The organism is Methyloceanibacter sp. (genome assembly GCF_058506495.1).
Window position 1 is genome coordinate 21,093 of sequence record NZ_JBZMXT010000013.1, and the last position, 24,534, is coordinate 45,626.

The 24,534-nt window shown below is 59.1% G+C and carries 21 protein-coding genes; 17 read left to right on the forward strand and 4 right to left on the reverse strand.

The window, feature by feature from the left end; genetic code table 11:
• Positions 1-3: 3 nt before the first annotated feature.
• The 11 genes from AC33YF_RS04460 to thiD all read left to right on the forward strand — a co-directional run bounded on the left by AC33YF_RS04460 (position 4) and on the right by thiD (position 11,394).
• The gene (locus tag AC33YF_RS04460; protein WP_491775997.1) at positions 4-996 is read left to right on the forward strand and encodes an ABC transporter permease; all 993 of its coding nucleotides are present in this window, start codon (positions 4-6) and stop codon (positions 994-996) included.
• Entirely contained in the window at positions 993-1,913 is a 921-nt protein-coding gene (locus AC33YF_RS04465) for an ABC transporter permease (RefSeq protein ID WP_491775998.1), read from the forward strand. Before AC33YF_RS04460 ends, AC33YF_RS04465 begins: the two co-directional genes overlap by 4 nt.
• A 134-nt stretch (positions 1,914-2,047) precedes the next feature.
• Positions 2,048-3,043, forward strand: a complete 996-nt coding sequence (locus AC33YF_RS04470) for a class II fructose-bisphosphatase family protein (protein WP_491775999.1) — start codon at positions 2,048-2,050, stop codon at positions 3,041-3,043.
• Positions 3,044-3,075: 32 nt separating this feature from the next.
• Complete coding sequence (locus AC33YF_RS04475; protein ID WP_491776000.1) at positions 3,076-4,032, forward strand: phosphoribulokinase; 957 nt, start codon at positions 3,076-3,078, stop codon at positions 4,030-4,032.
• 41 nt (positions 4,033-4,073) lie between these two features.
• On the forward strand, positions 4,074-6,071 hold the full coding sequence (tkt, locus tag AC33YF_RS04480) for a transketolase (protein WP_491776001.1): 1,998 nt from the start codon (positions 4,074-4,076) through the stop codon (positions 6,069-6,071).
• A gap of 28 nt (positions 6,072-6,099) precedes the next feature.
• Positions 6,100-7,113 (forward strand): type I glyceraldehyde-3-phosphate dehydrogenase, encoded by a 1,014-nt coding sequence (gene gap / locus AC33YF_RS04485; protein WP_491776002.1) that lies wholly within the window; start codon positions 6,100-6,102, stop codon positions 7,111-7,113.
• Positions 7,110-8,366, forward strand: a complete 1,257-nt coding sequence (locus tag AC33YF_RS04490; protein ID WP_491776003.1) for a phosphoglycerate kinase — start codon at positions 7,110-7,112, stop codon at positions 8,364-8,366. Before gap ends, AC33YF_RS04490 begins: the two co-directional genes overlap by 4 nt.
• 2 nt (positions 8,367-8,368) lie before the next feature.
• Entirely contained in the window at positions 8,369-9,040 is a 672-nt protein-coding gene (rpe, locus tag AC33YF_RS04495; RefSeq protein WP_491776004.1) for a ribulose-phosphate 3-epimerase, read from the forward strand.
• On the forward strand, positions 9,040-9,726 hold the full coding sequence (locus tag AC33YF_RS04500; protein WP_491776005.1) for an HAD-IA family hydrolase: 687 nt from the start codon (positions 9,040-9,042) through the stop codon (positions 9,724-9,726). The genes rpe and AC33YF_RS04500 overlap by 1 nt, the downstream gene beginning before the upstream one ends.
• Positions 9,727-9,735: 9 nt before the next feature.
• The gene (locus AC33YF_RS04505) at positions 9,736-10,470 is read left to right on the forward strand and encodes a cytochrome c biogenesis CcdA family protein (RefSeq protein WP_491776006.1); all 735 of its coding nucleotides are present in this window, start codon (positions 9,736-9,738) and stop codon (positions 10,468-10,470) included.
• A gap of 90 nt (positions 10,471-10,560) precedes the next feature.
• Positions 10,561-11,394: a bifunctional hydroxymethylpyrimidine kinase/phosphomethylpyrimidine kinase gene (thiD, locus tag AC33YF_RS04510; protein WP_491776007.1), complete on the forward strand. Its 834-nt coding sequence runs from the start codon at positions 10,561-10,563 to the stop codon at positions 11,392-11,394.
• Here the strand turns inward: thiD and AC33YF_RS04515 are convergent.
• Together AC33YF_RS04515 and AC33YF_RS04520 are read right to left on the reverse strand one after the other, a co-directional pair.
• Positions 11,391-12,236 (reverse strand): fumarylacetoacetate hydrolase family protein, encoded by an 846-nt coding sequence (locus AC33YF_RS04515; RefSeq protein WP_491776008.1) that lies wholly within the window; start codon positions 12,234-12,236, stop codon positions 11,391-11,393. The genes thiD and AC33YF_RS04515 overlap by 4 nt on opposite strands.
• 657 nt (positions 12,237-12,893) lie before the next feature.
• Positions 12,894-13,772: a fructosamine kinase family protein gene (locus tag AC33YF_RS04520; RefSeq protein ID WP_491776009.1), complete on the reverse strand. Its 879-nt coding sequence runs from the start codon at positions 13,770-13,772 to the stop codon at positions 12,894-12,896.
• An 82-nt stretch (positions 13,773-13,854) separates the two neighbouring features.
• Here AC33YF_RS04520 and AC33YF_RS04525 point away from each other — a divergent pair, with 82 nt between their 5' ends.
• From AC33YF_RS04525 to AC33YF_RS04535, 3 genes are all read left to right on the forward strand, one after another.
• On the forward strand, positions 13,855-14,685 hold the full coding sequence (locus AC33YF_RS04525; protein ID WP_491776010.1) for a UDP-2,3-diacylglucosamine diphosphatase: 831 nt from the start codon (positions 13,855-13,857) through the stop codon (positions 14,683-14,685).
• Positions 14,685-15,758, forward strand: coding sequence for a glycosyltransferase family 4 protein (locus AC33YF_RS04530; RefSeq protein ID WP_491776011.1), 1,074 nt, complete (start codon positions 14,685-14,687; stop codon positions 15,756-15,758). The genes AC33YF_RS04525 and AC33YF_RS04530 overlap by 1 nt, the downstream gene beginning before the upstream one ends.
• Before the next feature lie 415 nt (positions 15,759-16,173).
• On the forward strand, positions 16,174-17,445 hold the full coding sequence (locus AC33YF_RS04535) for an MFS transporter (protein WP_491776012.1): 1,272 nt from the start codon (positions 16,174-16,176) through the stop codon (positions 17,443-17,445).
• Here the strand turns inward: AC33YF_RS04535 and dgcA are convergent.
• Positions 17,415-18,434 carry an N-acetyl-D-Glu racemase DgcA gene (dgcA, locus tag AC33YF_RS04540; RefSeq protein ID WP_491776013.1) on the reverse strand — a complete coding sequence of 340 codons (1,020 nt, stop codon included), beginning with the start codon at positions 18,432-18,434 and terminating at the stop codon, positions 17,415-17,417. The genes AC33YF_RS04535 and dgcA overlap by 31 nt on opposite strands.
• Positions 18,435-18,536: 102 nt before the next feature.
• Here dgcA and AC33YF_RS04545 point away from each other — a divergent pair, with 102 nt between their 5' ends.
• From AC33YF_RS04545 to AC33YF_RS04555, 3 genes are read left to right on the forward strand one after another with little or no spacing between them, the layout of a single operon-like run.
• On the forward strand, positions 18,537-19,715 hold the full coding sequence (locus AC33YF_RS04545; RefSeq protein WP_491776014.1) for an ABC transporter permease: 1,179 nt from the start codon (positions 18,537-18,539) through the stop codon (positions 19,713-19,715).
• The gene (locus AC33YF_RS04550) at positions 19,712-20,512 is read left to right on the forward strand and encodes an ABC transporter ATP-binding protein (RefSeq protein ID WP_491776015.1); all 801 of its coding nucleotides are present in this window, start codon (positions 19,712-19,714) and stop codon (positions 20,510-20,512) included. The genes AC33YF_RS04545 and AC33YF_RS04550 overlap by 4 nt, the downstream gene beginning before the upstream one ends.
• A gap of 27 nt (positions 20,513-20,539) precedes the next feature.
• Positions 20,540-21,358 (forward strand): MlaD family protein, encoded by an 819-nt coding sequence (locus AC33YF_RS04555; RefSeq protein ID WP_491776016.1) that lies wholly within the window; start codon positions 20,540-20,542, stop codon positions 21,356-21,358.
• A gap of 200 nt (positions 21,359-21,558) precedes the next feature.
• Here the strand turns inward: AC33YF_RS04555 and AC33YF_RS04560 are convergent, their stop codons facing one another.
• On the reverse strand, positions 21,559-24,393 hold the full coding sequence (locus tag AC33YF_RS04560; protein ID WP_491776017.1) for a hypothetical protein: 2,835 nt from the start codon (positions 24,391-24,393) through the stop codon (positions 21,559-21,561).
• Positions 24,394-24,534: the final 141 nt, after the last annotated feature.

A 24,534-nucleotide genomic window follows, 5' to 3' on the forward strand; every position in this document is an offset into this window, starting at 1 on the left:
GACATGCGCACGCTTCTCTCTGCAATTGGCTTCGCTGCGCGGCGCTTGAGCCAGGCGCTTCTGGTCATGCTCGCGATCCTCGTCATTGCCTTTGCTGTACGTGAGAGTCTTGGCGACCCGGTCCGCGAGTTTACCGGGCAAGTTGTTTCCGATGCGGAGCGAGCCCAACTGCGCAAGGAGTTGGGCCTGGACCGTCCTTGGCCAATTCAGTTGACCGACTATCTGGGTCGGGCGCTGCAAGGAGACCTCGGAGCCTCCTTCATCTACAAGAGGCCGACGGTAGACGTTGTGTTGGCTAAGTTTCCCGCCAGCTTCGAGCTGGTCCTGGGCGCCAGCCTGATTGTGCTGGTGTTTTGTGTGCCGGCGGGCGTGTACTGTGCAGTAAAGCCAGATCGGTTGGGCGCCAGGCTGATTCTGAGCCTTAGCGTGCTTGGGATTTCCATTCCCGTATTTCTCACCGGTATCTTGCTAATCACCGTCTTCGCCGTCTGGCTGGGGTGGCTGCCCGCGTTCGGACGCGGCGAAACCGTTGCTCTAGGTCCCTGGGAAACGGGACTGCTGACACGCGATGGGCTCACACATCTTGTGCTGCCGGCGCTCACGCTCTCCTCAATCATGCTGCCGCTTTTTGTACGGCTTGTACGTAGCGCAATGCTCGGTGAACTCGGACATGACTATGTGCGGACAGCCTGGGCGAAAGGGGCGAAGCCTTATCGGGTGTGGTTCGTCCATGCGTTACGTAATGCGCTGTTGCCGCTCGTTGCCGTGGGAGGGCTTCAGATCGGCACGCTTGTCGCCTACACGCTTCTGACGGAGACCGTCTTCCAATGGCCCGGTATGGGCTTTCTGTTTCTTGAGGCGGTCACACGCTCCGACATCCCGCTCATCACAACCTATCTTGTCTTGGTGGGGCTCCTGTTCGTCGTGGTGAACACGCTGGTTGATCTGGCGAGCTTGGCGCTTGACCCGCGTGTGAGCTTGGAGGACAGCCGATGAGTCAACGCTCCGCCGTGGCCGCAACGAGCAGCATCGTCGGTTTCACGCGTGGCCGCCCCGGGGTCGGGCTCGCGTTGATCGTACTGATGTCGATTGCGGTACCCGCTTTTCTCGCACCGGTGATTGCGCCTCAGAACCCTTTCGACCTGGCTGGCTTCGATATCATGGACGCGGAGTTGCCCCCTGCCTGGCTTGAGGGGGGCGATCAACGGTTTCCACTGGGGACCGATGCCCAGGGGCGCGACCTACTCAGCGCGATCCTTTACGGTGCCCGAATCTCGCTTCAGATCGGTGTTTTGGCTGTCTTGATTCAGGCTTCGATCGGGATCACGCTCGGTTTGCTTGCGGGCTATTTCGGCGGCCGAACGGATGTGATCATCACGCGCCTGGCGGACATCCAGCTCGCGCTATCTACACTCATGATGGCCATTGTCGTTATGGCGTTGGTTCGAGCGAGCCTCGGCGGTGAAGCCTTGAGCGCCTTCGCGGTTCCGCTTCTGGTCATCGTGATTGGCCTTGCCGAGTGGCCCATTTTCGCCCGTACGGCGCGTTCTGCGGTGCTTGTCGAGGCCACGAAAGATTATGTGCGAGCAGCCCGGGCAGTTGGTGGCAGCGACATCACCATCCTTCGCCGGCATATTCTCCCTAACAGCGTCTCTCCGCTGATTATCTTGGCGACGACGCAAGTGGCCGGCGCGATCATGGCCGAGGCGGCTTTGTCCTTCCTCGGCCTCGGTATGCCGGTCACCCAGCCGTCGCTCGGAACGCTGATTCGCTCCGGTTACGACCTCATATTCGCAGGCAGTTGGTGGGTGACGGTCTTGCCCGGGCTCGTCCTGGTTGCGTTGTTGATATCCATTAATGTTCTGGGAGACGGCTTGCGGGATTTCCTGGATCCGCGTCGCAGCACCGGATGATCATGGGTAGCGCTGCGGGCTAAACCGTCAAAGTCCTTGATAATTTGGGCCCCAGCGACCCATAAGATATACAAGGCCCAGGTCCCGCCACGCTGGGCGGAAAAGTGCCTCTCAGGTATCGCGGAGGAGAAGTTATGGAGACCCCGAGCTCGGCCAGTCCGGATCTCATTTTTGCCTTGCGTCGTGTGACTGAGCGCGCGGCCTGCGCCGCCTTCAACTGGATCGGCAGGGGCGATGCGGGCGACGGTGGGAATGCGGCATTGGAAGCCATGAGAACCGCGCTCTCGGAGATCGACCTCGATGCCGTCGTTGTCATTGGCGAAGCCACTGCTGGGGAAGCGCCACAGCCGCAGCGGGGTGAGCGCCTCGGCCGCCCAGGCGCGGCCTTCAAGGCCGACATCGCCGTCGATCCCGTCGAGGGGACCAGCTATTTGGTGCGAGGGCTTACGAATGCTCTCGCCGTGCTCGCCGTCGCGCCGCGCGGCGCGATGATGGATCCGGGCCCGGCTTTTTACATGGAGAAGTTTGTGGCCGCAGCGCCCGCACGCGGCAAGATCGACCCATCCTGGCCCACGGCCAAGAAACTCGAAGAGCTTGCCAAGGTCTTGGATAAGGACATTTATGACCTAAACATCTTCGTGCTCGAAAAGCCGCGGCACCGCGACCTTGTTAATGAGATCCTTGAGGCGGGCGCTCGCGTGGCGATGTATCCGGCTGGCGATGTGGCAGGTGCTTTAATGGCCGCAGTCCCCGGATCGTCAATCGATGCCTTGATGGGAACAGGCGGCACGCCGGAAGGGATCATGTCCGCTTGTGCCGTGCGCGCCATAGGTGGCGAGTTTCTAGCCCGGTTCGACCCGCAGCTTCAGACGGAGACTCAAGCGGTGCAGGATGCGGGTATCGACACGCAGCGCTGGTACGAGCGCAATGAGCTGATTACGTCGGATGGCGTCTTCTTTTGCGCGACGGGTATAACAACCGGTCTCATGCTGGAAGGCGTGGAACGCAAGAGATCGCACTATAAGGTGCAAACAATGATGATAACTGGGGCGACAGGCGAGCGGCAGATTATGACGAGCTATATTCCGACCGACCGCCTTGCGAGCGTGGCGGCTCGCGACGTCGCCTAAGAAGCCACGGTTGGAAACGCCTGGGAAGGAACATGCCCAAGCGAGTTGATCATCCGATCATCCTCGGCATTGTGGGTGATTCGGCGTCTGGAAAGACGACCTTGTCGGCCGGAGTCGCGCAGATTCTCGGCGAAGAGCACTGCTCGGTCTTTTGCACGGACGATTACCACTCGTTTGAACGCAAGGAGCGCAACGAGGCTGGCCTTTCCGCGCTCGACCCGCGCGCCAACTACATCGATATCTTGGAGCAGCACCTGCGCCTGCTTCGCAGTGGCGAGCCGGTCCTGAAGCCGGTCTATTGCCACAAGACAGGCACGCTCGGGCGCCCGCGCTACTTCAAGCCGACCGAGTTCGTGATCGTCGAGGGGCTCTTGGGCTACGCGACGCGTGCAATGCGCGACTGCTATGACGTGAAGATTTACCTCGATCCTGAGGACGATCTCCGGATTAAGTGGAAAATCCATAGGGACACTGCGAAACGGAACTACCGGCTTGAAGACGTCGTCGCGTCGTTGGAGCGTCGGAAACAGGATAGCCCTAATTTCATTCACCCTCAGCGCACCTTCGCCGATATTGTTATCCGGTTTCAGACCCCCCAGGAAAAGCTGCCGCGAGAAGAGGCAAATGGCGCGGATATGCGCCTCGATGTGCGGCATCTCCTACGTCCCACGCTACCGCACCCGGACTTCACACCTTTGTTCGACGGTAGCAGCAACGCGGGTCTGCATCTGGAACTGGCACGCGATAAGGATGGAAAACCCGTCGACGTACTTGAGATCAACGGCAATATCTCCGACAAGAGGGCCGAGCGGATCGAAGATCTGCTGTGGAATCTCATTCCGGAGGCGGGTCACTTGCGCGACCAGGTAGGCCGTATCGATGTCGCCAACGGTGCCAATGGAGCGAGCAAGAGCCACCCGCTTGCGCTGACCCAACTTCTTGTGGGCTATCACGCGGTCAAGGCGGCGATGGGCGTCCGTGCCTACTAGGGTTGGGGCGCACCATAACAACACGGGGCGCAAGGCCATCGATGCAGGATCAGGCAGTGGCGGACGTAACACACAAGGACATGGCCAATGCCATTCGGGCGCTCGCCATGGACGCTGTACAACAGGCGAAGTCGGGTCATCCCGGAATGCCCATGGGCATGGCGGACGTGGCCACGGTGCTTTTTACCCGGTTTCTGAAATTCGACGCCGCTCACCCTGACTGGCCGGACCGAGACCGGTTCGTGCTCTCCGCGGGCCATGGGTCGATGCTGCTCTATGCGCTGCTCTACCTGACCGGCTATCCTGATATGGATATTGGCGAAATCGAGCGCTTTCGGCAGCTCGGATCACGCACAGCTGGCCACCCCGAATACGGACACGCACCTGGTATAGAAACAACGACAGGCCCGCTGGGGCAGGGGGTCGGCAACGCCGTCGGTATGGCGCTGGCGGAGCGTCTTCAGAATGCTCGCTACGGCGACGACATTGTGAGCCACTTCACCTACTGCATGGCTGGCGATGGATGCCTCATGGAAGGGATCAGCCAGGAGGCGATTTCTTTGGCTGGTCATTTGAAGCTCGGTCGGCTGATCGTCCTGTTCGATGACAACCAAATTTCTATCGATGGATCGACAGACCTTGCGGTGAGCGACGATCAGCTTCAGCGTTTCGGTGCGTCAGGCTGGCATACCGCGGCTGTCGATGGTCACGATCCGGAGGCTGTCGCGCTTGCCATCGAAAACGCACGCAACGTTACGGACCAGCCATCGATTGTCGCATGCCGCACCGTGATCGGCTACGGCGCACCCAATAAGCAGGGCACGGCTTCGACCCATGGTGCGCCCTTGGGTGATGAGGAAATTGCGGGGGCCCGAGAGACCTTGGGGTGGCCGCATGCACCGTTTGTAATCCCCGATGAGATATTGGCTGTCTGGCGGGATGCAGGCCTTCAGAATCGGGCCTTGTTTGAGCGTTGGACGGAGGCTGCCCAGAAGCTCGATGCGGAAGCCCGTGCGCATCTGATTGACCCCGTGGATGCAAAGGTGGCCGCGGCGATTTCTGAGGCCGTCGCCATTATCAAGGCCGAGTTCTCGGCCGAGGGCGCGAAACTGGCGACGCGTCAGTCTTCGCAGAAAGTGCTTGAGCGCCTGGTGCCGGTCGTGCCGGGGCTCATAGGTGGTTCGGCGGACCTTACCGGTTCCGTCGGTACGCTGACAAAGCAACACGGCACATTGAAGACGGGCGACTTCGCGGGCAACTATATTCACTACGGCGTACGTGAGCATGCGATGGGCGCGGCGATGAACGGCATGGCGCTCCATGGCGGTATTGTACCCTATGCCGGAACCTTCTTGGTATTTTCCGACTACTGCCGTCCATCGATCCGGCTTTCAGCTCTGATGGAACAGCGTGTCGTTTATGTCATGACCCACGACTCCATTGGCCTGGGTGAGGATGGCCCAACGCACCAGCCCGTCGAGCAATTGGCCGCACTGCGCGCCATTCCCAACCTCAACGTGATGCGGCCAGCGGACTCGGTCGAATGCGCTGAGTGCTGGGAGATCGCGCTGAATACCAAGTCCACGCCGACCATTATGACCCTCACACGCCAGGGTCTGCCGCTCCTTAGGACTGCGCAGACCAACGACAATCTGTGCGCAAAAGGGGCTTACGTGCTTCTAGAGCCAGAGGCCAGTCGCGACGTCACCATCCTGGCCACCGGATCTGAAGTTTCGCTCGCGGTAGAGGCCGCGAAACTGTTGGCGGAGCAGGGCACTGAGGCCGCAGTTGTGTCCATGCCGTGTTGGGAATTGTTCGAAGCGCAGGATCCGGCCTACCAGGAAGCCGTCTTGGGATCGGCGCCACGAGTTGGTGTAGAAGCAGCGGTCGAATTCGGCTGGCAAGAATGGTTGGGGCCCAAGGGTTCGTTCATTGGGATGCACGGTTTTGGTGCTTCCGCGCCCGCCGGAGATCTTTATAAGCATTTCGGGATCACGCCCGAAGCTGTCGCGGCAGCGGCGCGTGAGCTCATTGTCTAAATCAGGTTGGCATAAAGGGTAGGAGAATATGGGCACACCACGCGTTGCCATTAACGGATTTGGCCGGATCGGCCGTTTGACGTTCCGGGCTTTCATGGAGGCAGGCCGCGACGATCTCGAATTCGTCGCGATCAACGATCTAGGCTCTGCCGACATGAATGCCTTGTTGCTTGAGTTTGACTCCGTACACGGAAAATTCCCGGGTGAGATTTCGGTGGATGGCAACAGTCTCAGTATCAACGGCAAGGATGTTGCAGTTTTGGCCGAGCCCAATCCCGAGCAGCTGCCTTGGAGCGAGCTTGGTGTCGACATTGTCATGGAGTGTACTGGTCGCTTCGCAAAGCGTGAGGCCGCGGCTCAGCACTTAGAGGCGGGTGCAAAGCGTGTGCTCGTATCTGCTCCCTGCTCAGGCGCGGATTTGACCGTGGTTTATGGCGTCAACGACTCCAAGCTTACCGAGGCGGATCTGGTTGTCTCGAACGCGTCCTGCACTACCAACTGCCTCGCGCCGGTAGCGGAGGTTCTTCACAAGCTGGTGGGGATCGAGCGTGGCTATATGACGACGATTCATGCCTATACCGGCGACCAGCGGACAGTGGATACGCTTCACAAGGACCCACGCCGGGCCCGTGCGAGCGCTGTGAACCTAATACCTACGTCAACAGGTGCGGCAAAGGCTGTTGGACTTGTCCTGCCTGAGCTCGATGGCAAACTGGATGGCGCCTCGATCCGTGTACCAGTTCCCAATGTCAGCTTGGTTGACCTCACCTTTCAAGGAGCGCGTGAGACAACCGTCGAAGAAATCAACGAGGCTGTCGCGGAGGCCGCGTCCAAGGCGCCGCTCCTGGGCGTGCTCGGTGTCAATGACAAGCCGCTTGTTTCCTCGGATTTCAATCACAACCCTTTGAGCTCGGTGTTCGATGCAACCGGCACGCAGGTTATCGACAGCACATTCTGTCGCGTTGTCGCGTGGTATGACAATGAGTGGGGCTTCTCCAATCGGATGAGCGATACTGCAGTGGCGATGGGACGTCTTCTATGACCTCTGGCAGCGGCATGGCCGACATCAACCTTGCCAATATCAAGACCATCGATGGGGTCGATGTGGCGGGCAAGCGCATCCTTGTCCGCGCCGACCTAAACGTACCGGTCGACGATGGGGCCGTTGCCGATGCGACGCGGATCGAGCGCGTTTTACCGACGATCAAAAGCCTGACAAAAGCCGGTGCAAAGGTCGTTCTGATGTCTCATTTCGGCCGGCCAAAGGGCGAGCGCAGCCCCGAGACCTCACTCAAGCCCGTGGCGGCGAAACTCGCGGAACTTTTGCGCACGGACGTACAGTTCTTCGACGACTGTGTCGGTCCAGAGATCGAGGCAGGTGTTGCGTTGCTCAAGGACGGTGACGTCGCTCTGTTGGAAAACTTGCGGTATCACGCAGGCGAAACGAAGAACGACACTGGCTTTGCAAAACAGCTCGCTGCGCTCGGCGATATTTATGTGGATGACGCATTCTCTTGCGCGCACCGTGCCCACGCTTCTGTCGAGGCTATTGCTCATCTGATGCCAGCCTACGCAGGAATGGCGATGATGGCCGAGATCAATGCGTTGAGTGCTGCGTTGGAGGACCCCAAGCGACCCGTCATGGCTGTAGTCGGCGGCGCCAAAGTCTCGACGAAAATCGAGGTGCTCACCAATCTCGCGCAGCGCATGGACATGATTGTTGTCGGTGGCGGTATGGCCAACACATTTCTATTTGCTGACGGGGTCGACGTCGGCAAGTCACTCTGCGAGCCAGACTTCGTTCAAACCGTCAAAGAGATTGCGGAGAAGGCAAAAATTTCTGGCTGCGAGATTGTTCTGCCTGTCGACGTCGTCGTTGCGGATAGTCTTGCCGAAGGCGTCGAGACATCCGTGTGCGGTGTCGATGAAATCCCACCCGATGCCTTGGCATTGGACCAGGGACCGGCAAGCGTCGCGATGTTGAAAGACAAGCTCAAGGAGGTCCAAACAATCCTTTGGAACGGCCCGCTTGGCGCGTTTGAAATCACGCCCTTTGGCACGGCGACGTTTGCCCTCGCGCAAGCCGCGGCGGACCGGTCGAAGGCTGGGACATTGGTTTCCGTCGCCGGTGGTGGCGACACGGTCCGCGCACTTAACATGGCGGGGGCCGCGGACAAGTTCACCTATATCTCGACGGCAGGCGGTGCCTTCCTTGAGTGGCTTGCGGGCAAGCAACTGCCCGGGGTTATCGTTCTTGCGGGTGACACTAACCCGAAGCAGTCAGCGGTGGCTTGACGATGTCCAGGGAAATCATCATCGCGCCCTCGATCCTAGCGGCTGACTTTGCCAAGCTCGGCGCGGAAGTCGAGGCCATTGACCGCGATGGATGTGATTGGATTCATCTCGATGTGATGGACGGCCATTTCGTCCCGAATATTACTTTCGGTCCGGATGTGGTTGCGGCTCTTCGTCCGCACACGAACAAAATATTCGATACGCATCTCATGATCGCTCCATGCGACCCTTATATAGAGGCTTTCGCTAAGGCAGGATCAGACCACATTATCGTGCATGCGGAGGTCGGCCCTCATATCGACCGTTCACTGCAGCACATTCGTAGTCTGGGCAAGAAGGCCGGCGTGAGCCTGACACCATCCACGCCGGAAAGCGCCATTGAGTACTTGCTCGACAAGCTCGACCTTATCTTGGTGATGACAGTGAATCCCGGTTTCGGCGGCCAGGCGTTCATCCCGGCCCAGCTGGAGAAAATTTGCGCCATCCGCAAAATGATCGGAAGGCGGCCTATCCACCTTGAGGTCGATGGCGGCGTTAACGTCGATACCGCCGGGCTTATTGTCGAAGCCGGTGCAAATGCGCTGGTGGCGGGTTCTGCTGTCTTTAAAGACGGCCACTACGCGAAGAACATCGCAGCCATCCGCGATGCCGCAAAAGCAGGCATCGCCGCCTGATGAAGAGCATTCAGCCGTGTGAAGCCGTCATCTTCGATCTTGACGGCACCCTCGCGGACACGGTGGGCGATCTGGCGTTGGCAGTCGAGAGAACACTTGCCGACTTTGGCTTGCCTTCGCATCACCGCGACGTTGTCCAAGGCATGACCGGCAATGGTCTCAAAAAGCTCGTTGAGCGCGCGTTCGCCCGTCACGGTGTGACACTTGACGCAGCGGGTCATGAGAAGGCCTTTGCGCACCTGGTGGATTATTACAGCGCGGATCCGCTTGAAAATTCGAAGCTCTATCCAGGTGTTTGGGATACGCTCAAGACTTTGGATGCCGCCGGCATCAATTGTGCCGTTTTGACCAACAAGCTGGAACCAATTGCCCGCAACGTACTGCAGGGACTGGGAATTGGGGATTTTTTCAAGGCCGTGCATGGTGAGAAGGCGGGCTCCCCGCGCAAGCCAGACCCGGCCAGCGCCCTCGGCCTCGTTGAGACGCTTGGCGCCAGACCGGAGACCACCCTCATTGTGGGAGACAGCGAAATCGACCTGAAAACGGCCCGCGCCGCCGGGCTGCGCGCTGCCCTCGTGACGTATGGATATTCTTCGGTACCCGTAGCGACTCTGAAGCCGGACGCCGTTATCAACGATTTTCACGAGTTGGTGGCTGGTCTTGCTCTCGCATCGGAACCCGATTAGCAAAGTCTTATGGACGTCACCTACTACGGCGCGCTTTTGGCAGGGTTCCTGAGCTTTCTCAGCCCGTGCGTCTTGCCGCTCGTTCCGCCCTATCTTTGCTTCCTAGGCGGCACCACGTTCGACCAACTCACGGGCGAGGACGAAACGCCGGCGCACGTCTACCAGACGGTCGTTCTGTCGTCGGTCGCCTTCGTGCTTGGCTTCACGACGGTCTTTGTGCTCCTGGGCGCGACCGCGACGGTTCTTGGGCAGATCGTGGTGACCAATTTGCCGATCCTGTCAAAGATCGCGGGCGTCGTGATTATCATCGCTGGCCTGCATTTTCTTGGGGTCATCCACATTCCAATCCTTCATCGCGAGGCGCGGTACCACGCCGATACGCGCCCGGCGGGTCTGTTTGGCGCCTACATCATCGGCCTCGCCTTCGCTTTTGGTTGGACGCCCTGCATTGGCCCAGTGCTCGGTGCAATTCTGGCTGTTGCGGCCAGTGAAGCCACCGTGAGCAATGGGGTAAGCCTTCTGCTGGTCTACTCGCTGGGTCTCGGAATTCCCTTCATTCTGGCAGCTGTCGCCATCAAGCCGTTTATGAGAGTTCTAGACCGCTTCAAGAAGCACCTCGGAAAGGTCGAGAAGATTCTTGGCGGACTGCTCGTTCTAACGGGAATACTTTTCCTGACGAATTCCATGACGATAATTGCAGGTTGGATTCTTCAGGCCTTCCCGTCTTTGGCCACCATCGGCTGACCTGGCTGCGCTGGCTTGGAATATGCTCGCGACGGCGGCTCGCTTTCGACACGGCGCGACGGGCGCTGACATCCCGGGATGAACTCCGACATGACGACACTCGAGACCCCAATCGCCCTGACTGTCGCCGGATCGGACTCGTCGGGCGGTGCGGGTATCCAGGCCGATTTGAAGACGTTCTCTGCACTCGGTGTCTATGGGGCGAGCGCAATCACAGCGCTGACCGCGCAGAACACGCTGGGTGTTGAGGGAATAATGGCAGTGCCGCCAGAGTTTGTCCTGGCCCAGATGCAGGCTGTCGTACGCGATCTCGATGTCAGGGTAGTGAAAATCGGGATGTTGGCCACTGCGGAAACCGTGGAGGCGGTTGCGAGCGGCCTCGATCTTTTCCCTGGCGTGCCAGTTGTGCTTGACCCGGTGATGGTCGCGACAAGCGGCGATTTGTTGCTCGACGAGGACGCGGTTGGCGTTCTGCGCGAGAGGCTGATACCGCGCGTGACGGTCGTTACCCCCAATCTCGCCGAGGCTGCGGTCTTGCTCAACGAGCCACCGGAGAGCCGGGAACAGATGATGGAAGGCCGCGCCAAGCGACTGCTCGCAATCGGCGCAGACGCCGTGCTTCTCACCGGCGGCGAGTCGATGGCAGAGACCGCGCTCGACATCTTTGCGAGCGAGGCTGGCGTTAAGCGGATCGAGGCGCCGTGGCACGCTACTCAAAACACCCACGGCACCGGCTGCACCTTGTCGTCCGCCATTGCGGCGGAGCTTGCTAAGGGCGAGCCTCTTGAGAAGGCAATCAAGCTTGCGAAAATGTACGTGACGGCCGCGATTATTGCCGCAGACGAGATAGCTGTCGGGCAGGGGGCGGGGCCACTGCACCACTTTCACGCGCTGTGGCCGCAGCCAGATAGGCGCAGCCGCTAATCCTCGGCAACGACGGTTGCGTGTTGCTCCCCGAGGCCTGCGATGCGCAGCACCATGTCATCGCCGGGTTTGAGGAACACGCGCGGGTTTCGCGCCATGCCAACGCCCGGCGGCGTTCCTGTTACGACGACATCGCCAGGAACAAGCGTCATATACTTGCTGATATAGCTGACGAGCTCGGCCACCGAGAAGATCATGGTCGACGTATTGCCCGTCTGCATGCGCTCACCGTTCAGGTCCATGGTGAGATCAAGATTCTGAGGGTCCGGAATTTCGTCGGTAGTGACAAGCCATGGGCCAAGCGGGCCGAAGCTCTCATAGCTTTTGGCTTTGATCCACTCTCCAGGGCCACCCTTCTGCAGGCTGCGCTCGGAGACGTCGTTGCCGATACAATAGCCCGCTACATAGTCGAGCGCGTTCTCGACGGCCACGCGTTTTGCGGTGCTGCCGATAACGAAGCCGAGTTCGACCTCGTAATCCATACGCTTGAAGTCCGGGGGAGCCATAACGGGATCGTTGGGGCCACAGATCGAAGACGTTGCCTTCACGAACACGATGGGTACTTCGGGAATCGGCAATCCAGTTTCTTCTGCATGATCGCGGTAGTTGAGGCCAATGCCGAAGAACTTGCGGACATTACCGACCGGTGCGCCGAGGCGAGGGTTCCCGTCCACCGCCGGCAGGGAATGAGGGTCAATCTCGCGGAGCTGACGCAGGCCTGATGGGGACAGTACGTCGTCTGCAATGTCGTTCACGACCGCAGACAGATCCCGTATCGTGCCGCCATCATCCAGAAGACCAGGCTTCTCTTGGCCGAATTCACCGAAACGTACGAGCTTCATCGTCTCTCCCTGCAAACTGTTTAGCGCATGATGCACACGGTGTGAGAACACGCAACGTCGGGAAAGTGGATTTCGCTGATCTCCGGACACGCAAAACGCCAACGCTGCGAGTTGTGCCGATTACTTGGATTGGTGCTGCTGTGGCTGACACGATGTGCTGCGTTGCGCATTTACCACAGACACTCCGAAAGATTTGGACATCGCGGGCGTCGCCGAGCCTTGGCCTGCGCCTCCAAGCGTACGATGCCCGCCCTGGAATCACTCCGCGTTTAGACAGTAACATCAGGATATAAAACAATAATTACGAACGTCCTCGATAGTGCATCCTTGAGTTTTGCATTTCCGCAACACTCCTCAAGGAAGTGCATTCAGAGCCCTTCGCTTTGTTGAGGGTCGGCGGTGCGGTGGGGTAGCTTTGCATCACACCACGGGGGACGGGCTGGGGGGCCTTCTTCTGCGGGAGAAGACAAAGCGGGCGACGCCGCTGAGGGAAGTGAATTCGGGCTACGGCTCAGGAATAAAATGGGGGGGCGAGTCGAGACCTCTTCGGGGCTTCAGGCCTTTAGCTTTCGACTCGTTCGCAGGGAAGACCGGCCCGACTTTGTTCGGGCCGGTTCTTTTTTGGGATCTCAGAATCTGCCGCGTTGGCGTAAAGAATTACAGGCCCAGCTTCGCGAGCGTCTGCTCTACGCGACCCAAATACGCATCACCGAACAACCGAACATGGACCAGTGTGGGGTAAAGATTGTAGATGTCCCGCCGCACCTCGTGAAAGCCAGGCTCGATAGGCACGATGGCGCCGTAGGCCTCGAAAAACGCGCGCCCGAACGTACCAAACATCGTGGTGAACGCTAACTCGATCTCCGGATGCCCGTAGTAAATGGCAGGGTCGATAAGACCCGCAATGCGATCGCTCTTGGTCAGCACATTGCCCGTCCAGAGATCTCCGTGGAGCAGGCTAGGATGCGAGGGCTCGGTTAGATAAGCGTCCAAAACGTCTGCAAGGCGTTCGAGCCGCTCGTTCAGACCCTGAGGCAGCGCGCCTTCGCCCCGGGCGGCTTTTGCCATGAAGAGCAGACGGTAATCGCGGAAGAACGGCACCCAGCGTTCACTGGGGGGATTCGGCTGATGCAAGGGACCGATCAGCGTGTCTCGTTCATAACCAAAGTAAGGGCGTGGTTCAGCATGAAGCTGCGCAATCAGCGAGGCGGCGTGAAGCTCAGCGGCAGGGCGAATAGGACCGCCATCATTGGCAACGTAATCCATCACGAGCAGGTCCGCTTCGGTCGCATATACGCGCGGTACTGGAAGCTGCGAAAGGCGAACGAGATCTGCGAGCATCGTTCCTTCTTGGGCGAGGCTCGGCCCAGGCGGCGAATCGGCTGTGCGCAACTTGACGACGACTCGGCGTCCGTCGCTGAGTCGTGCCACGATTCCCTTCAAGCCGAAGCCAACTGCAAGCGGCTCGCTAGACACAACGCGTGCGCCGAGAATCTTGTGTAGTCGATGGTTTAGCTCGTCACCGTGATGGTTCATTTCAGAAGCAGTTTCTGGTCGTACACAGAAGGTGTGAGGTGTCACAAGGCTGATACAAAATCAGCTTATTCGCCGGTTCAATATGCTGGACACTCAACGAGAAGATGCGGGGAAATCTGACGCTGAGGTGAAACGTTACCGAGCGCTCTTTATTTCCGACATCCATCTTGGAACCAAGGCTTGCCAAGCCGAAGCCTTCCTCGACTTCCTAAAGACACACAAGGCGCCGCGGATTTATTTGGTCGGCGACATTGTCGACTTCTGGCGCATCCGGCGCGGCGTGTATTGGCCACAGCCGCACAACGATGTGCTGCAGAAGTTGCTGCGCGAGGTCCGAAAGGGCACGGAAATCATCTACATCCCCGGCAATCACGACGAAGCCATGCGCGAATATTGCGGGTCGAAATTTGGCGGTATCGCGATTGAACGTCAGGCAATGCACACTGGCGCGAACGGGCGACGCTATCTGGTCATGCATGGTGATGAATTCGACGTTGTCGTCCGCTATGCCAAATGGCTGGCTTTTCTTGGAGATTGGGGGTATGTCACCGCGTTGTGGTTTAATACCCACCTGAACGCTGTGCGACGCTGGTTTGGAATGCCGTATTGGTCGCTGTCTGCCTATTTGAAGTACAAAGTAAAGCGAGCCGTGAATTTTATTGGTGAATTCGAGCAAGCGTTGTCGCAGGAAGCGCGCCGAGCAGGGGCCGAGGGCGTGATTTGTGGGCATATCCATCATACCGCTATGCGTCAGCTCGAGGACGTCGTCTACATCAATACGGGCGATTGGGTCGAGAGCTGCACGGCTGTCGTTGAGACGGAAGAGGGAGTCTTCGAGATCATTCGTTGGAATCCTCATACTGGTGTGCGTAAACCAGAGACCTCCTCCAAGGAGCTCGAGGCGGCCGCCTAATGCACGTTCTTGTCGTCACCGACGCCTGGTATCCCCAGGTCAACGGGGTTGTGCGCAGCTACGAGAGGCTGGCGCAGGAAATTCCCAAATTTGGCGCGGAGATCAGTTTTCTCGTGCCGTCGCAGTATCGCACGCTTCCATGTCCGACCTACCCAGAGATACGGCTGGCGCTGACCACACCTGGTATGGTCGATCGCTACATCAAAGATGTTGACGCTGATTTTGTGCATATCGGGACTGAGGGACCTTTAGGCTTCTTGGCACGCAGACATTGCCGCAAGAATAATCGCCCCTTTACCACGAGCTATCACACCCGCTTCCCGGAATATGTCGCGGCGCGCCTGCCGGTGCCCGAGTCATGGTGCTATGCGTTCCAGCGCCGGTTCCACAATAGCGGTGCGGGCATGTTCGTGGCCGCGCCGTCGGTGGAAGAGGATCTCGGGGCCAAGGGCTTTCTACGCATGATGCGATGGACGCGCGGTGTCGATGTCGATCTGTTTCGGCCGCGGGATATTCGACTGTATGGCGATGGTCCCGTCTTTATGTATGTGGGCCGCGTGTCGGTTGAGAAGAATATCCAAGCTTTTCTGGATCTTGATCTCCCAGGACGAAAGGTCGTTGTGGGTGGCGGACCGCAGCTTGCCGAGCTTGCGCGGAGGTACCGCGACGTTCACTTCACAGGGTCGAAGGAGGGTGAGGAATTAGCGCAAGCCTATGCATCAGGCGATGTGTTCGTATTTCCGAGCCTTACGGACACGTTTGGTCTCGTACTGCTGGAGGCACTGGCAAGCGGCGTCCCTGTCGCAGCGTATCCCGTTCACGGTCCGAAAGACGTCGTGTCCGATCCAAAAGCCGGCGTCCTTCACAGTGACCTTCAGACCGCAGCACTTAGAGCACTTGAATTGAATGGTGACGATGCACGCTCCCATGCTCTGAACTTCAGCTGGGAGAACTCAGCACAGCAATTCTTGGACAACGTTCTGGCGGCCCACAATCTGGGTCTTCCCGAGCGGCGGCGCTTGCTTCACCGCTTGCGGCCCAGTCGGCTGACCCGCAAGAAAACGGCTGCCTGAGACCTACCTATACAAAAGAAACGGCCCGGTTGGGGGAAACCGGGCCGTGCGCATATGTTATGCGTCAATTTGGGGGACGCGTTGCGGGATCGTGCGTCTCTCGGTAGAGGGTTGGCTGCGCCCCCGCTCTCAAGTGCCCAGCTCGATTTTCTGCTTCGGGACCCGCCTGTGTGCAGACAAAAAAACGGCCCGGTTGGGGGAAACCGAGCCGTTCGCATGTGTCATGCGTCAGTTTGGGGGACGCGTTGGGGGAAGTTTGCGTCTGGCCGTAAGTGGGTAAGGCCTATTCTGCTTTCAAGGGCTGGGAGCAATCTTTCCGCAGATCGAGGCTAAGTATTTGAAAAGCATGCGCTAAAATTGTGCAAGAGAACGTTGCCCAAAACTGGTCATCGTCTCAGAGGGAACCCAAGCGGTTATGTTCGGTATTGCCTCATCGGAGAACAAAACTCAGACGAGCGACCGCTCGCTTGCTTGGCGTTTGGGCTTTCTCTATGCGTTTTTGTTCTTAATCATCGGCTGCTACCTGCCTTACCTGCCGGTCTGGCTTGCATCGCGCGCTTTCACGCCAGACCAAATCGCCATTCTGCTTGCCACACCGCTCTTCGGCCGCATCGTTATCGCGCCCTCGGTGAGCTTTGTTGCGGACCGCCTGGGCGACAGGCGCTTCGTCCTGATCATATCCGCCTGGGCTTCCCTCTTGGCATACGGGGCGCTGTGGGTCTCGAGCGGCTTTTGGCAGATGTTCGTGGCCATGCTCCTCGTTGCTCTGGCATCAACCACGCTGATGCCCCTGACCGAGACGATCGCGATCACAGGCATCCGGCGCGCCCGGCTTGACTACGGCAAGGTCCGACTTTGGGGTTCGCTCAGTTTCATTGCCGCCAGCCTGGGGGTGGGCGTCGTCATCCAGCAAGTCGGGGCACAGCTTGTCGTGCCTTTGCTAATGGGGGCCACGGTTCTGATGATCGTCGGAACCTACTTCATCCCCCGCGATTTGGCCGCACCAAACCGAACCATAGCCAACAAGGAAAACGACACCCGACATCTGCGTTTGCCCGACGCTGTTGCGCTCGTGCGATCACCACTTTTCTTGTTGTTCCTTGTGGCCACGAGCCTCCTGCATGGAAGTCACGCATTGCTGTATGCGTTCGGTTCGCTTCACTGGAAGGCGCAAGGTTTTTCTGGTGGGACGATCGGCATGTTGTGGTCGATCGGCGTCATTGCGGAAGTTCTGTTGTTTGCCGTGTCCGGACGGATCATTGGGCGCATCGGGTCGGCGCGGCTGCTTGTCTTGGCAGGATTCCTCACGGTGCTGCGTTGGAGCTTCATGGCGTTCGGTCCACCCTTTTGGGCAACCGCAATTCTGCAGACATTGCATGCCATGAGTTTTGGCGCCGCGCATCTTGCCGCGATCCACTTTCTGACCCATGCCATTCCCGAGGATCGTGCGGCGACAGCCCAAGGCGTCTTTTCGGCGGTCGTTGCAGGGCTTGTAATGGGAACAGCTACACTTGCCTGCGGGCCGCTTTATGAGCGCTTTGGGGGCGACGCCTATGCAGCCATGGCATTTGTCGCAGGGATCGGGACCCTGGCGGCGATGGTGCTTCGGCAACGTTGGCACGGCGGAATCGTCGTCGCCGACCCAAAGCCCTCGGCTCAGCCCCAAAGTGCAGGCAAGGGCGGATAGACATCTCCGGCTTTGTATGTCAGCGCGGGTTCTCGATCGCGAAGAAGCAAAAGCGGGCCATCTAAGTCGACCCAGTCTGCATGCTGACAGACCAGCATTGCCGGCGCCATAGCAAGTGACGTCGCCACCATGCAGCCCACCATGATCTTAAGGCCCTGCGTGCGTGCTTGTTCGGTCATGCGCAGTGCCTCAGTCAGACCGCCTGTCTTGTCGAGCTTTATATTGACCGCGTCATAGCGCCCCATCAGTCGCTCAAGCGAGGTGCAGTCATGGGCCGACTCGTCCGCACAGATCGGTACCAGATGAGAGACGTCGGCTAGCAGACTGTCCTGATCTGCTGGAAGAGGCTGTTCGACAAGCTCGATGTTGCAGTCGGCTGCCACTGCGAGAAGTCGATGAATTTGGTTCGCGCGCCACCCCTCATTCGCATCGACGATCAGGCGGCATGCCGGCACTGCATCGCGGACCGCGCGCATCCGGGCAGCGTCGTCGGTGCCGCCCAGCTTGAGCTTCAGTAGTGTGTATTGTGAGGCCTGGCGTGCTTGCGCGGCCATGACGTCAGGATCTCCAAGGGAAATTGTGTAGGCTGTTGGAACGATGCCCGGAGGCGTCAATCCGGCCAGTTCCGCAACCGAGCAACGTACCTGTTTGGCGTGGAGGTCCCACAACGCGCAGTCGACTGCGTTGCGCGCGGCGCCAGGTGGCAGCAGTTGTTGGAGGCGTTGACGATCGAGGCCTTGCTGGAGCGCCGGACGAAGAGCCTCAATGGCAGCAACAACGCCCTCGATGCTCTCACCATAGCGAGCATAAGGGACGCACTCGCCACGACCGGTCACGGTGCCTTCGGATATCTCCGCAAGGACGACGACTGCTTCGCTCTTCGATCCGCGTGCGATGGCAAATTGCCCGCGAATAGGCCAGTGTTGCACCTGAACTGAAAGGGTTAATGGCTTGCCGTCGCCGATACGCCCGGCCCGTTCGCATGCCATCGTAGCTTTATTTCTCCATTGTTTTCGGCCAAAACGGTCCTGTTGCAATTTGAGCCGAATGCCACAAAGAAGCTTAGTTTCTGAGCCAGGCCAAGCCCTTACATGCTAAAGCGCGATAATCAATTCGTCCTCCAGACCGAAACCGAAGCTCCCGGATTTCGGGTCGAGTTGCGTGGGACGACTTTCCGGTTGGTCGCGACAGGCGCCTGGACGATTTCCGAGGCTGGTGTTCTCGACGAAGAGCTGAGGCGCCTGAAGGTGCCGATCCCGCCGACATCTGAGTTCACCGGCGAGATGGACATCTCGGGCATCGCTGAGATCGATACATCTGGTGCTTGGCTCCTGCAACGAACAGCGGCGGCCTGGCAGCGTGGCGGCTTGAAGACACGTTACGCGGGGGCGACGGACAGCTTTCGCATTCTTATCGAGGAAGTGCATCGACGCGGTCAGGGCGAGTTGCCCGAGATCGATGAGATTTCGCCACTTCAACAGTTTATCGAAACAACGAAGACAAGCGCATCGAGCGTTTGGAGAGACACCGTTGCGTTGACCGCGTTTCTTGGCGAGGTCACCGTTGCCGCAATACGCCTTGTTCGGGAGCCTTGGCGGTTTCGGCCAATATCATTCATCCATCACCTCGACTACGCGGGTCTGCGCGCGCTGCCCATCATCTTCTTGATCTGTTTCTTGATCGGCGCGGTCGTGATGCAGCAGGGCGTGGTTCAGCTCTCCTATTTCGGTGCTGAGGTCATGGCCGTGAACATGGTTGCCATCCTCTCCCTTCGAGAGATTGGCATCCTACTGACATCCATCATGGTCGCTGGCCGATCCGGTTCGGCTTTTACCGCTGAGATCGGATCCATGAAGATGCGAGAAGAAATCGACGCAATGCGTACGCTTGGTATCGATCCGATCAATACGCTCGTCCTGCCACGCGTCGCGGCGCTTGTTGTAGCCTTGCCGCTCCTCACCTTCATGGGAGATATCGCGGCGCTCATGGGCGGCTGTGTCATGGCTTGGGTCATGCTGGGGCTCGATCCACCGCTCTACGTTGACAAGCTGCAAGAGATCGTCAGCTTCCGCCATTTCATGGTTGGCATGATCAAGGCGCCTTTTGCGGCCGTCATCATCGCGTTGGTTGGCTGCCTTGAGGGATTGAGCGTGCAAGGCAGTGCCGAGTCTTTGGGCACCCATGTGACCGCTGCTGTGGTTAAGGCCATCTTTCTAGTGATCGTGATTGACGGCATCTTTGCCATGTTCCTTGCGGGGATTGGCCAGTGATCGTTGAAGATGGACGAGAGATCGTGATCCGCGTGCGCTCACTCGCCAAGAGTTTCGGATCTCATCAGATTTGGGAGTCACTCAACCTCGATGTATATCGGGGAGAGATCTTGGCCATTGTGGGTGGATCGGGTCAAGGCAAGTCCGTGTTGATGCGGGTGATTACCGGCTTGGTTGAGCCCGACGACGGCGTTGTCACATTATTCGGGCAAGAGGAACACAAGCTGACGCCCGCAGCACGGCTTGAGATCGAAAAGCGCTGGGGCATCTTGTTTCAAGACGGCGCACTATTTTCGTCTCTCACGGTTTTGCAAAACATCCAGGTTCCCATGCGTGAGCACTTGAATCTTCCCCAGGCGATGATGGACGATCTCGCGTTCCTCAAGCTGTCTATGGTGGGATTGAAGCCTGAGGCCGCCCACAAATTTCCGTCGGAGCTGTCCGGAGGCATGCGCAAGCGTGCGGGTCTTGCACGCGCACTTGCCCTAGATCCCGAAATTGTGTTTCTGGACGAGCCCACTGCTGGTCTCGACCCGATTGGTGCCACAGAATTCGATCATCTTATTCGGAAGCTACAACAGACACTTGGCCTCACGGTCTATATGGTGACCCACGACCTTGATACCATCTTCACTGTATGTGACAGGGTGGCGGTTCTGGCAGACAAGAGGATTGTCCGGACGGGGTCTCCCACGGAGCTTCAAGCCAAGCCTGACCACCCGTGGATCAAGGACTATTTTTGCGGCGAGCGAGCCCGCGCTGCGAGCCCCGAGGCTGAGCGGCGCGAGGTTGGCTAACCGGCGCGTGCCCATTAAGAGGATCCGATGGAAACTCGAGCCAACTACTTGATGATCGGCGGTTTCATCCTCGGTGCGCTTGCGCTCATCTTCATGTTTGTTTTTTGGGTCGCCAACATCGCTGGGGGCGGCAACCGCTACCAGATCATCTTTGATAGCTCGGTCGCCGGTCTGACGACGGGCTCTCGCGTTGGTTTCAATGGCATCAAAGTCGGGGAAGTCCAATCCTTTGAGTTGGATCCGCAAGACGCGCGCAAAGTTCGCGTTGTCATCAGCGTGACGGACGATACGCCGATCCGCGAGGATTCACTCGCGACCATCAAGTCCATGGGACTGGCCGGTGGAAGCGGCGTCGAGATTTCACCGGGGTCCCCAGAGTCACCGCTGCTCCTGGCGTCGGAAGCCGTGCCGATCCCAACAATCCGAGCGGCGCCGATGGCGGGCGCTGGCATTTTCGAGGCGGCGCCGGCCGCGCTCAATACGGCGAACGCTTTCATCAAGCGTTTGGATGCTCTTGTTGTGGCGAATGAGCAACAAATCACCGACACGATGAAGAATGTCGAGGCGGTGACCACCATGCTGGAAGGCAAGAACGAGGAAATCGAGCAGGCTATCGTGGATCTGCGTGCTGGCGCTGAGGACTTCAGTCAGATCACGGACAAGCTCGACAAGAACCTGGACGAGCTAGCGCTTGAGGCGAAGAAGGGCATGCAAGACTTCAGCGCAGCGATGCAGCAGGCGCGCCGGACGGCCGCGACGATGGACCGGGTTCTCAGGAAGTTCGAAGCTAACCCGGCCAGCTTCTTGTTCGGTGGATCGCGAGGCGGCACAGCACAGCGCCGGTAACCGCAAACGCTCAAGTGACTGGCTTATAGGTGCGCGGCGCCAAGCGCCTCCCAGGGCTTTTCGACTGTCGCTTGCTCCGCTCCCGTCGGTTCTTAAGTAGAAGAAAACCCCCTCGCTCACAAACAAGGAGGAGGGGGTCATTAGTATGGGGGAGTTGGGCCGCGGAACTTTGACTCCGCTTGCCCGCCGTCTTGCCGTGTTTACTGGAGCCGACCGCTCGCATGCGCGAGAAGCAGGTAAACGCGCCCAGTCTCCGACGTCAGATAGTTCTGAAGCATGTTGCCGGTTGGATCGGATTGTTCCGCTTCAGCCAGCAAGCGTTCAAAGTCGGCGACATATCGGTCAACGGTGTTGCGGAACTCAGGGTCGCGCTCAAATCGGTTCGAGATCTCATCGAACGTGGTCTGACCTTCATAGGTGTAGATGTGACGTCCGAGAACGCCCCGTTCGCCGGCCCGCATCCGATACCAGACTTCCGTGGCTGTCCGGATGTCGATCGAACGCGCGAGCTCGTCGATGCGAAGCTGGCCCGCGCCAGTTGAGGCGTAGCCGCCACGCGGCTCTGCTTCTGCAGGAGCCCAACCCTGGCCGCCTTGGCCGCCGGACACCTGCGGAGGCAAGCCGCCGGCAGCCTGGTCTAAATCGGTGGCTTCTTGAGTGCCCGCCACTTGGCGCCCCTGAGCGTCGAAGCTAGGCATTGGCGCGAGCCCGAAGTCATCCGCCGCCGGCCGGGTTTCCTCAGGTTGCGGTGTATATGGGGCCTGAGACGGCTGCTGGACCGGTGCCTGCTGGACCGGTGGCTGCTGTGGAACGGGCTGCTGTAGGGCTGGCTCGGGAGTTAGCGTCAGCGGCGCCGAGCCAAGAGGGTCAGCGGCGGGTGGCCTAGCAACGGGTGGGGCCTCTGCAAATGGGGCCTGCGGGGCAAGCGTTGCAGCCGCAAGCTGAGCGGTTTGAGAAGCCGCCTGCGAGACTGCCTGTTGAGCCGCTTCATTAGCTGCTTGTGTCGCCGCCTGCGTTGCAGCCTGTTGTGCTGCTTCGTTAGCCGCTTGTGTTGCGGCCTGTTGGGCCGCTTCGTTCGCAGCTTGCGTCGCTGCTTGTGTCGCGGCCTGCGATGCTGCCAGCTGGGCTGCTTCACTTGCTGCTTGTGATGCAGCCTGTGTCGCGGCCTGAGATGCTGCCTGCTGAGCCGCCTCACTCGCAGCCTGAGACGCCGCGCGTTTTGCGGCCTCAGATGCGGCAACCGTTGCCGCCTCAGTCGCAGCTTGTCTTGCGGCGTCCTTTGCGGCTTGCGTAGCAGCGCTGGACGCCGCTTGTGTCGCCGCTACGGACGCGGCTTGTGAAACCGCTTGGGTCAAGTTCGGCGTCATCGCCTCAATCTCACGCAGCTGATCGTTGAGAGCCTTGCGGATGGCTGTTGTCGCCTGAGCGGCTTGGTCGGGCATGGATTCCAAGCGGGACTGCATGTTCTGGCGAAGCGAGTCGAGATCCACAGCAGTCTTCTGCGCCTGCTCCCGCATGCCGCGCGAGGTATTGTCGAACTGACCCCGGATCTGCTCAAGCTGACGGCCCACCTGCGTGATCACCGTGTCGAAGTTACCCTTGAGGTCGCTGACCGCGCGTGCGGTATGAGCCTGCGCCTCGTCGCGGAGCTTTTGGATCTGGCCGAGGGTCTGCTGAACCTGGCCGCTCGTTTCGTTGCTAAGCGACGTGGTGAGCTGCTTCGCGCGTTCCTCTGCGTGGGTGAGGGCGCTCTCCATGAGACCGGAATAGTTCTGCATCATGCCGTCGAGTTCCTGCGCCTTGGTGTTCACCGTGTGGAGGAGAGAGATGATGGCTTGATGGCGGCCCTCAAGGATTGAGTCGATCTTAGCATTGGATGAATCGAGCGCCTTCGCTGCGGTCAGGATCGCTTGTCCTTGGCTCTCAAAGCGCTGAGTGAGACCATGAATCTGATCGAGCAGCCCACGAGACACCTCACGCAGCGTTCCGGTTTGACTCGTCAGAATGTTGACGGCCTCAGTGGACTGCGCGCCGACCTGTTCAGCGGTTTGCTGCATCATCTGCGAGTTGTTCGCCAGGACCTCGTTGAGCTGCATGGTTTGCGAGGAGAAGACCTGGCCAACCATACGCGTGTGCTCGCCGAGCATCTTGTCCGTTTCGGCCGTATTCTGACCAAACGCAGTCTCGATGACTTTCAACCGTTCCGCGAGAGCATTGATTACGTATTGAGCGCGTTCGTTCATGACCGTGTCGAACGATTGTGCTTGCTCGGTGATCGATGATTCCAAGCCTTTAGCGCGTTCAAGCAGCGTCTGCGTGAAAGCGTCGGCCTGGCCTGTAATGAGCCGGGTGAAGGTATCGGAGCGCTCCGCCAAGGTCTTGTCGAGCGCGACAGCGCCCTGGTTGACCGCTGACGTGAACTGCGCCGTGCGATCGGCAAGAGCCTTGTCAACCTTAGAGGTTTGCTCTTCGACGGCAGCGGCAAAGCCCAATGTGCGGTCCTGCAGTGTTTGGTCGAAACTGACAGCGCCCTGGGCGACAATTCCCGTGAGGGCGTCGGTGTGGTGGGCAATTGTCTCACCAAGCTTGGCCGTTCCCGCGGCAACGGTGGCGGTCAGCGCTTCGGTCCGATCAGCAAGCGTCTTTTCGAAGGTAACCGCACAGTCGGCGGCAATATTGGTGAGACCGTCAGTCTTATCTTGCAGCGTTCTCTCAAGTGTCACGGCGCTCTCGGCCACAACATTAGTGAAGGCGGTCGTGCGCTCGCTCAGCGACTGATCCAACGTTACTGCACTGTCGGTAATGACAGTGTTCAGCGTGTCGGTTCGCTCGGAGAGCATCTTATCGAGCGTGACGGCACTCTCGGCTGCAACGTTGGTGAAGGCCTGTGTTTTCTCCGTCAGAGTTGTTTCAAGTGCAACCGCACCTTCGGCCACGAGGTTTGTGAGCTCGGCGGTCTTGTCAGTGAACGTCTGTCCCAGGGCAATAGCACTTTCGGCAGCCAGATTTGTGAATGCCTCGGTGTGCTCGCTCATAGTCTTGTCGAGCGTTACCGCGCTTTCGGCGACAACACTGGTAAGGGCCTCGGTGCGCTCGGTAAGCGTCTTGTCGAGCGTTACCGCGCTTTCGGCGACAACACTGGTAAGGGCCTCGGTGCGCTCGGTAAGCGTCTTGTC

What these genes read in the sequence shown, in the direction of transcription:
- AC33YF_RS04465 (WP_491775998.1), top strand. Translation starts at nt 993, where the DNA reads ATGAGTCAACGCTCCGCCGTGGCCGCAACGAGCAGCATCGTCGGTTTC.
- gap (WP_491776002.1), top strand. Translation starts at nt 6,100, where the DNA reads ATGGGCACACCACGCGTTGCCATTAACGGATTTGGCCGGATCGGCCGT.
- AC33YF_RS04555 (WP_491776016.1), top strand. Translation starts at nt 20,540, where the DNA reads ATGGAAACTCGAGCCAACTACTTGATGATCGGCGGTTTCATCCTCGGT.
- AC33YF_RS04460 (WP_491775997.1), top strand. Translation starts at nt 4, where the DNA reads ATGCGCACGCTTCTCTCTGCAATTGGCTTCGCTGCGCGGCGCTTGAGC.
- AC33YF_RS04475 (WP_491776000.1), top strand. Translation starts at nt 3,076, where the DNA reads ATGCCCAAGCGAGTTGATCATCCGATCATCCTCGGCATTGTGGGTGAT.
- dgcA (WP_491776013.1), bottom strand. Translation starts at nt 18,434, where the DNA reads ATGGCATGCGAACGGGCCGGGCGTATCGGCGACGGCAAGCCATTAACC.
- AC33YF_RS04525 (WP_491776010.1), top strand. Translation starts at nt 13,855, where the DNA reads ATGCTGGACACTCAACGAGAAGATGCGGGGAAATCTGACGCTGAGGTG.
- AC33YF_RS04490 (WP_491776003.1), top strand. Translation starts at nt 7,110, where the DNA reads ATGACCTCTGGCAGCGGCATGGCCGACATCAACCTTGCCAATATCAAG.
- AC33YF_RS04520 (WP_491776009.1), bottom strand. Translation starts at nt 13,772, where the DNA reads ATGAACCATCACGGTGACGAGCTAAACCATCGACTACACAAGATTCTC.
- tkt (WP_491776001.1), top strand. Translation starts at nt 4,074, where the DNA reads ATGCAGGATCAGGCAGTGGCGGACGTAACACACAAGGACATGGCCAAT.
- AC33YF_RS04505 (WP_491776006.1), top strand. Translation starts at nt 9,736, where the DNA reads ATGGACGTCACCTACTACGGCGCGCTTTTGGCAGGGTTCCTGAGCTTT.
- AC33YF_RS04500 (WP_491776005.1), top strand. Translation starts at nt 9,040, where the DNA reads ATGAAGAGCATTCAGCCGTGTGAAGCCGTCATCTTCGATCTTGACGGC.
- thiD (WP_491776007.1), top strand. Translation starts at nt 10,561, where the DNA reads ATGACGACACTCGAGACCCCAATCGCCCTGACTGTCGCCGGATCGGAC.
- AC33YF_RS04470 (WP_491775999.1), top strand. Translation starts at nt 2,048, where the DNA reads ATGGAGACCCCGAGCTCGGCCAGTCCGGATCTCATTTTTGCCTTGCGT.
- rpe (WP_491776004.1), top strand. Translation starts at nt 8,369, where the DNA reads ATGTCCAGGGAAATCATCATCGCGCCCTCGATCCTAGCGGCTGACTTT.
- AC33YF_RS04545 (WP_491776014.1), top strand. Translation starts at nt 18,537, where the DNA reads ATGCTAAAGCGCGATAATCAATTCGTCCTCCAGACCGAAACCGAAGCT.
- AC33YF_RS04515 (WP_491776008.1), bottom strand. Translation starts at nt 12,236, where the DNA reads ATGAAGCTCGTACGTTTCGGTGAATTCGGCCAAGAGAAGCCTGGTCTT.
- AC33YF_RS04560 (WP_491776017.1), bottom strand. Translation starts at nt 24,393, where the DNA reads ATGAGCGAGCACACCGAGGCATTCACAAATCTGGCTGCCGAAAGTGCT.
- AC33YF_RS04535 (WP_491776012.1), top strand. Translation starts at nt 16,174, where the DNA reads ATGTTCGGTATTGCCTCATCGGAGAACAAAACTCAGACGAGCGACCGC.
- AC33YF_RS04530 (WP_491776011.1), top strand. Translation starts at nt 14,685, where the DNA reads ATGCACGTTCTTGTCGTCACCGACGCCTGGTATCCCCAGGTCAACGGG.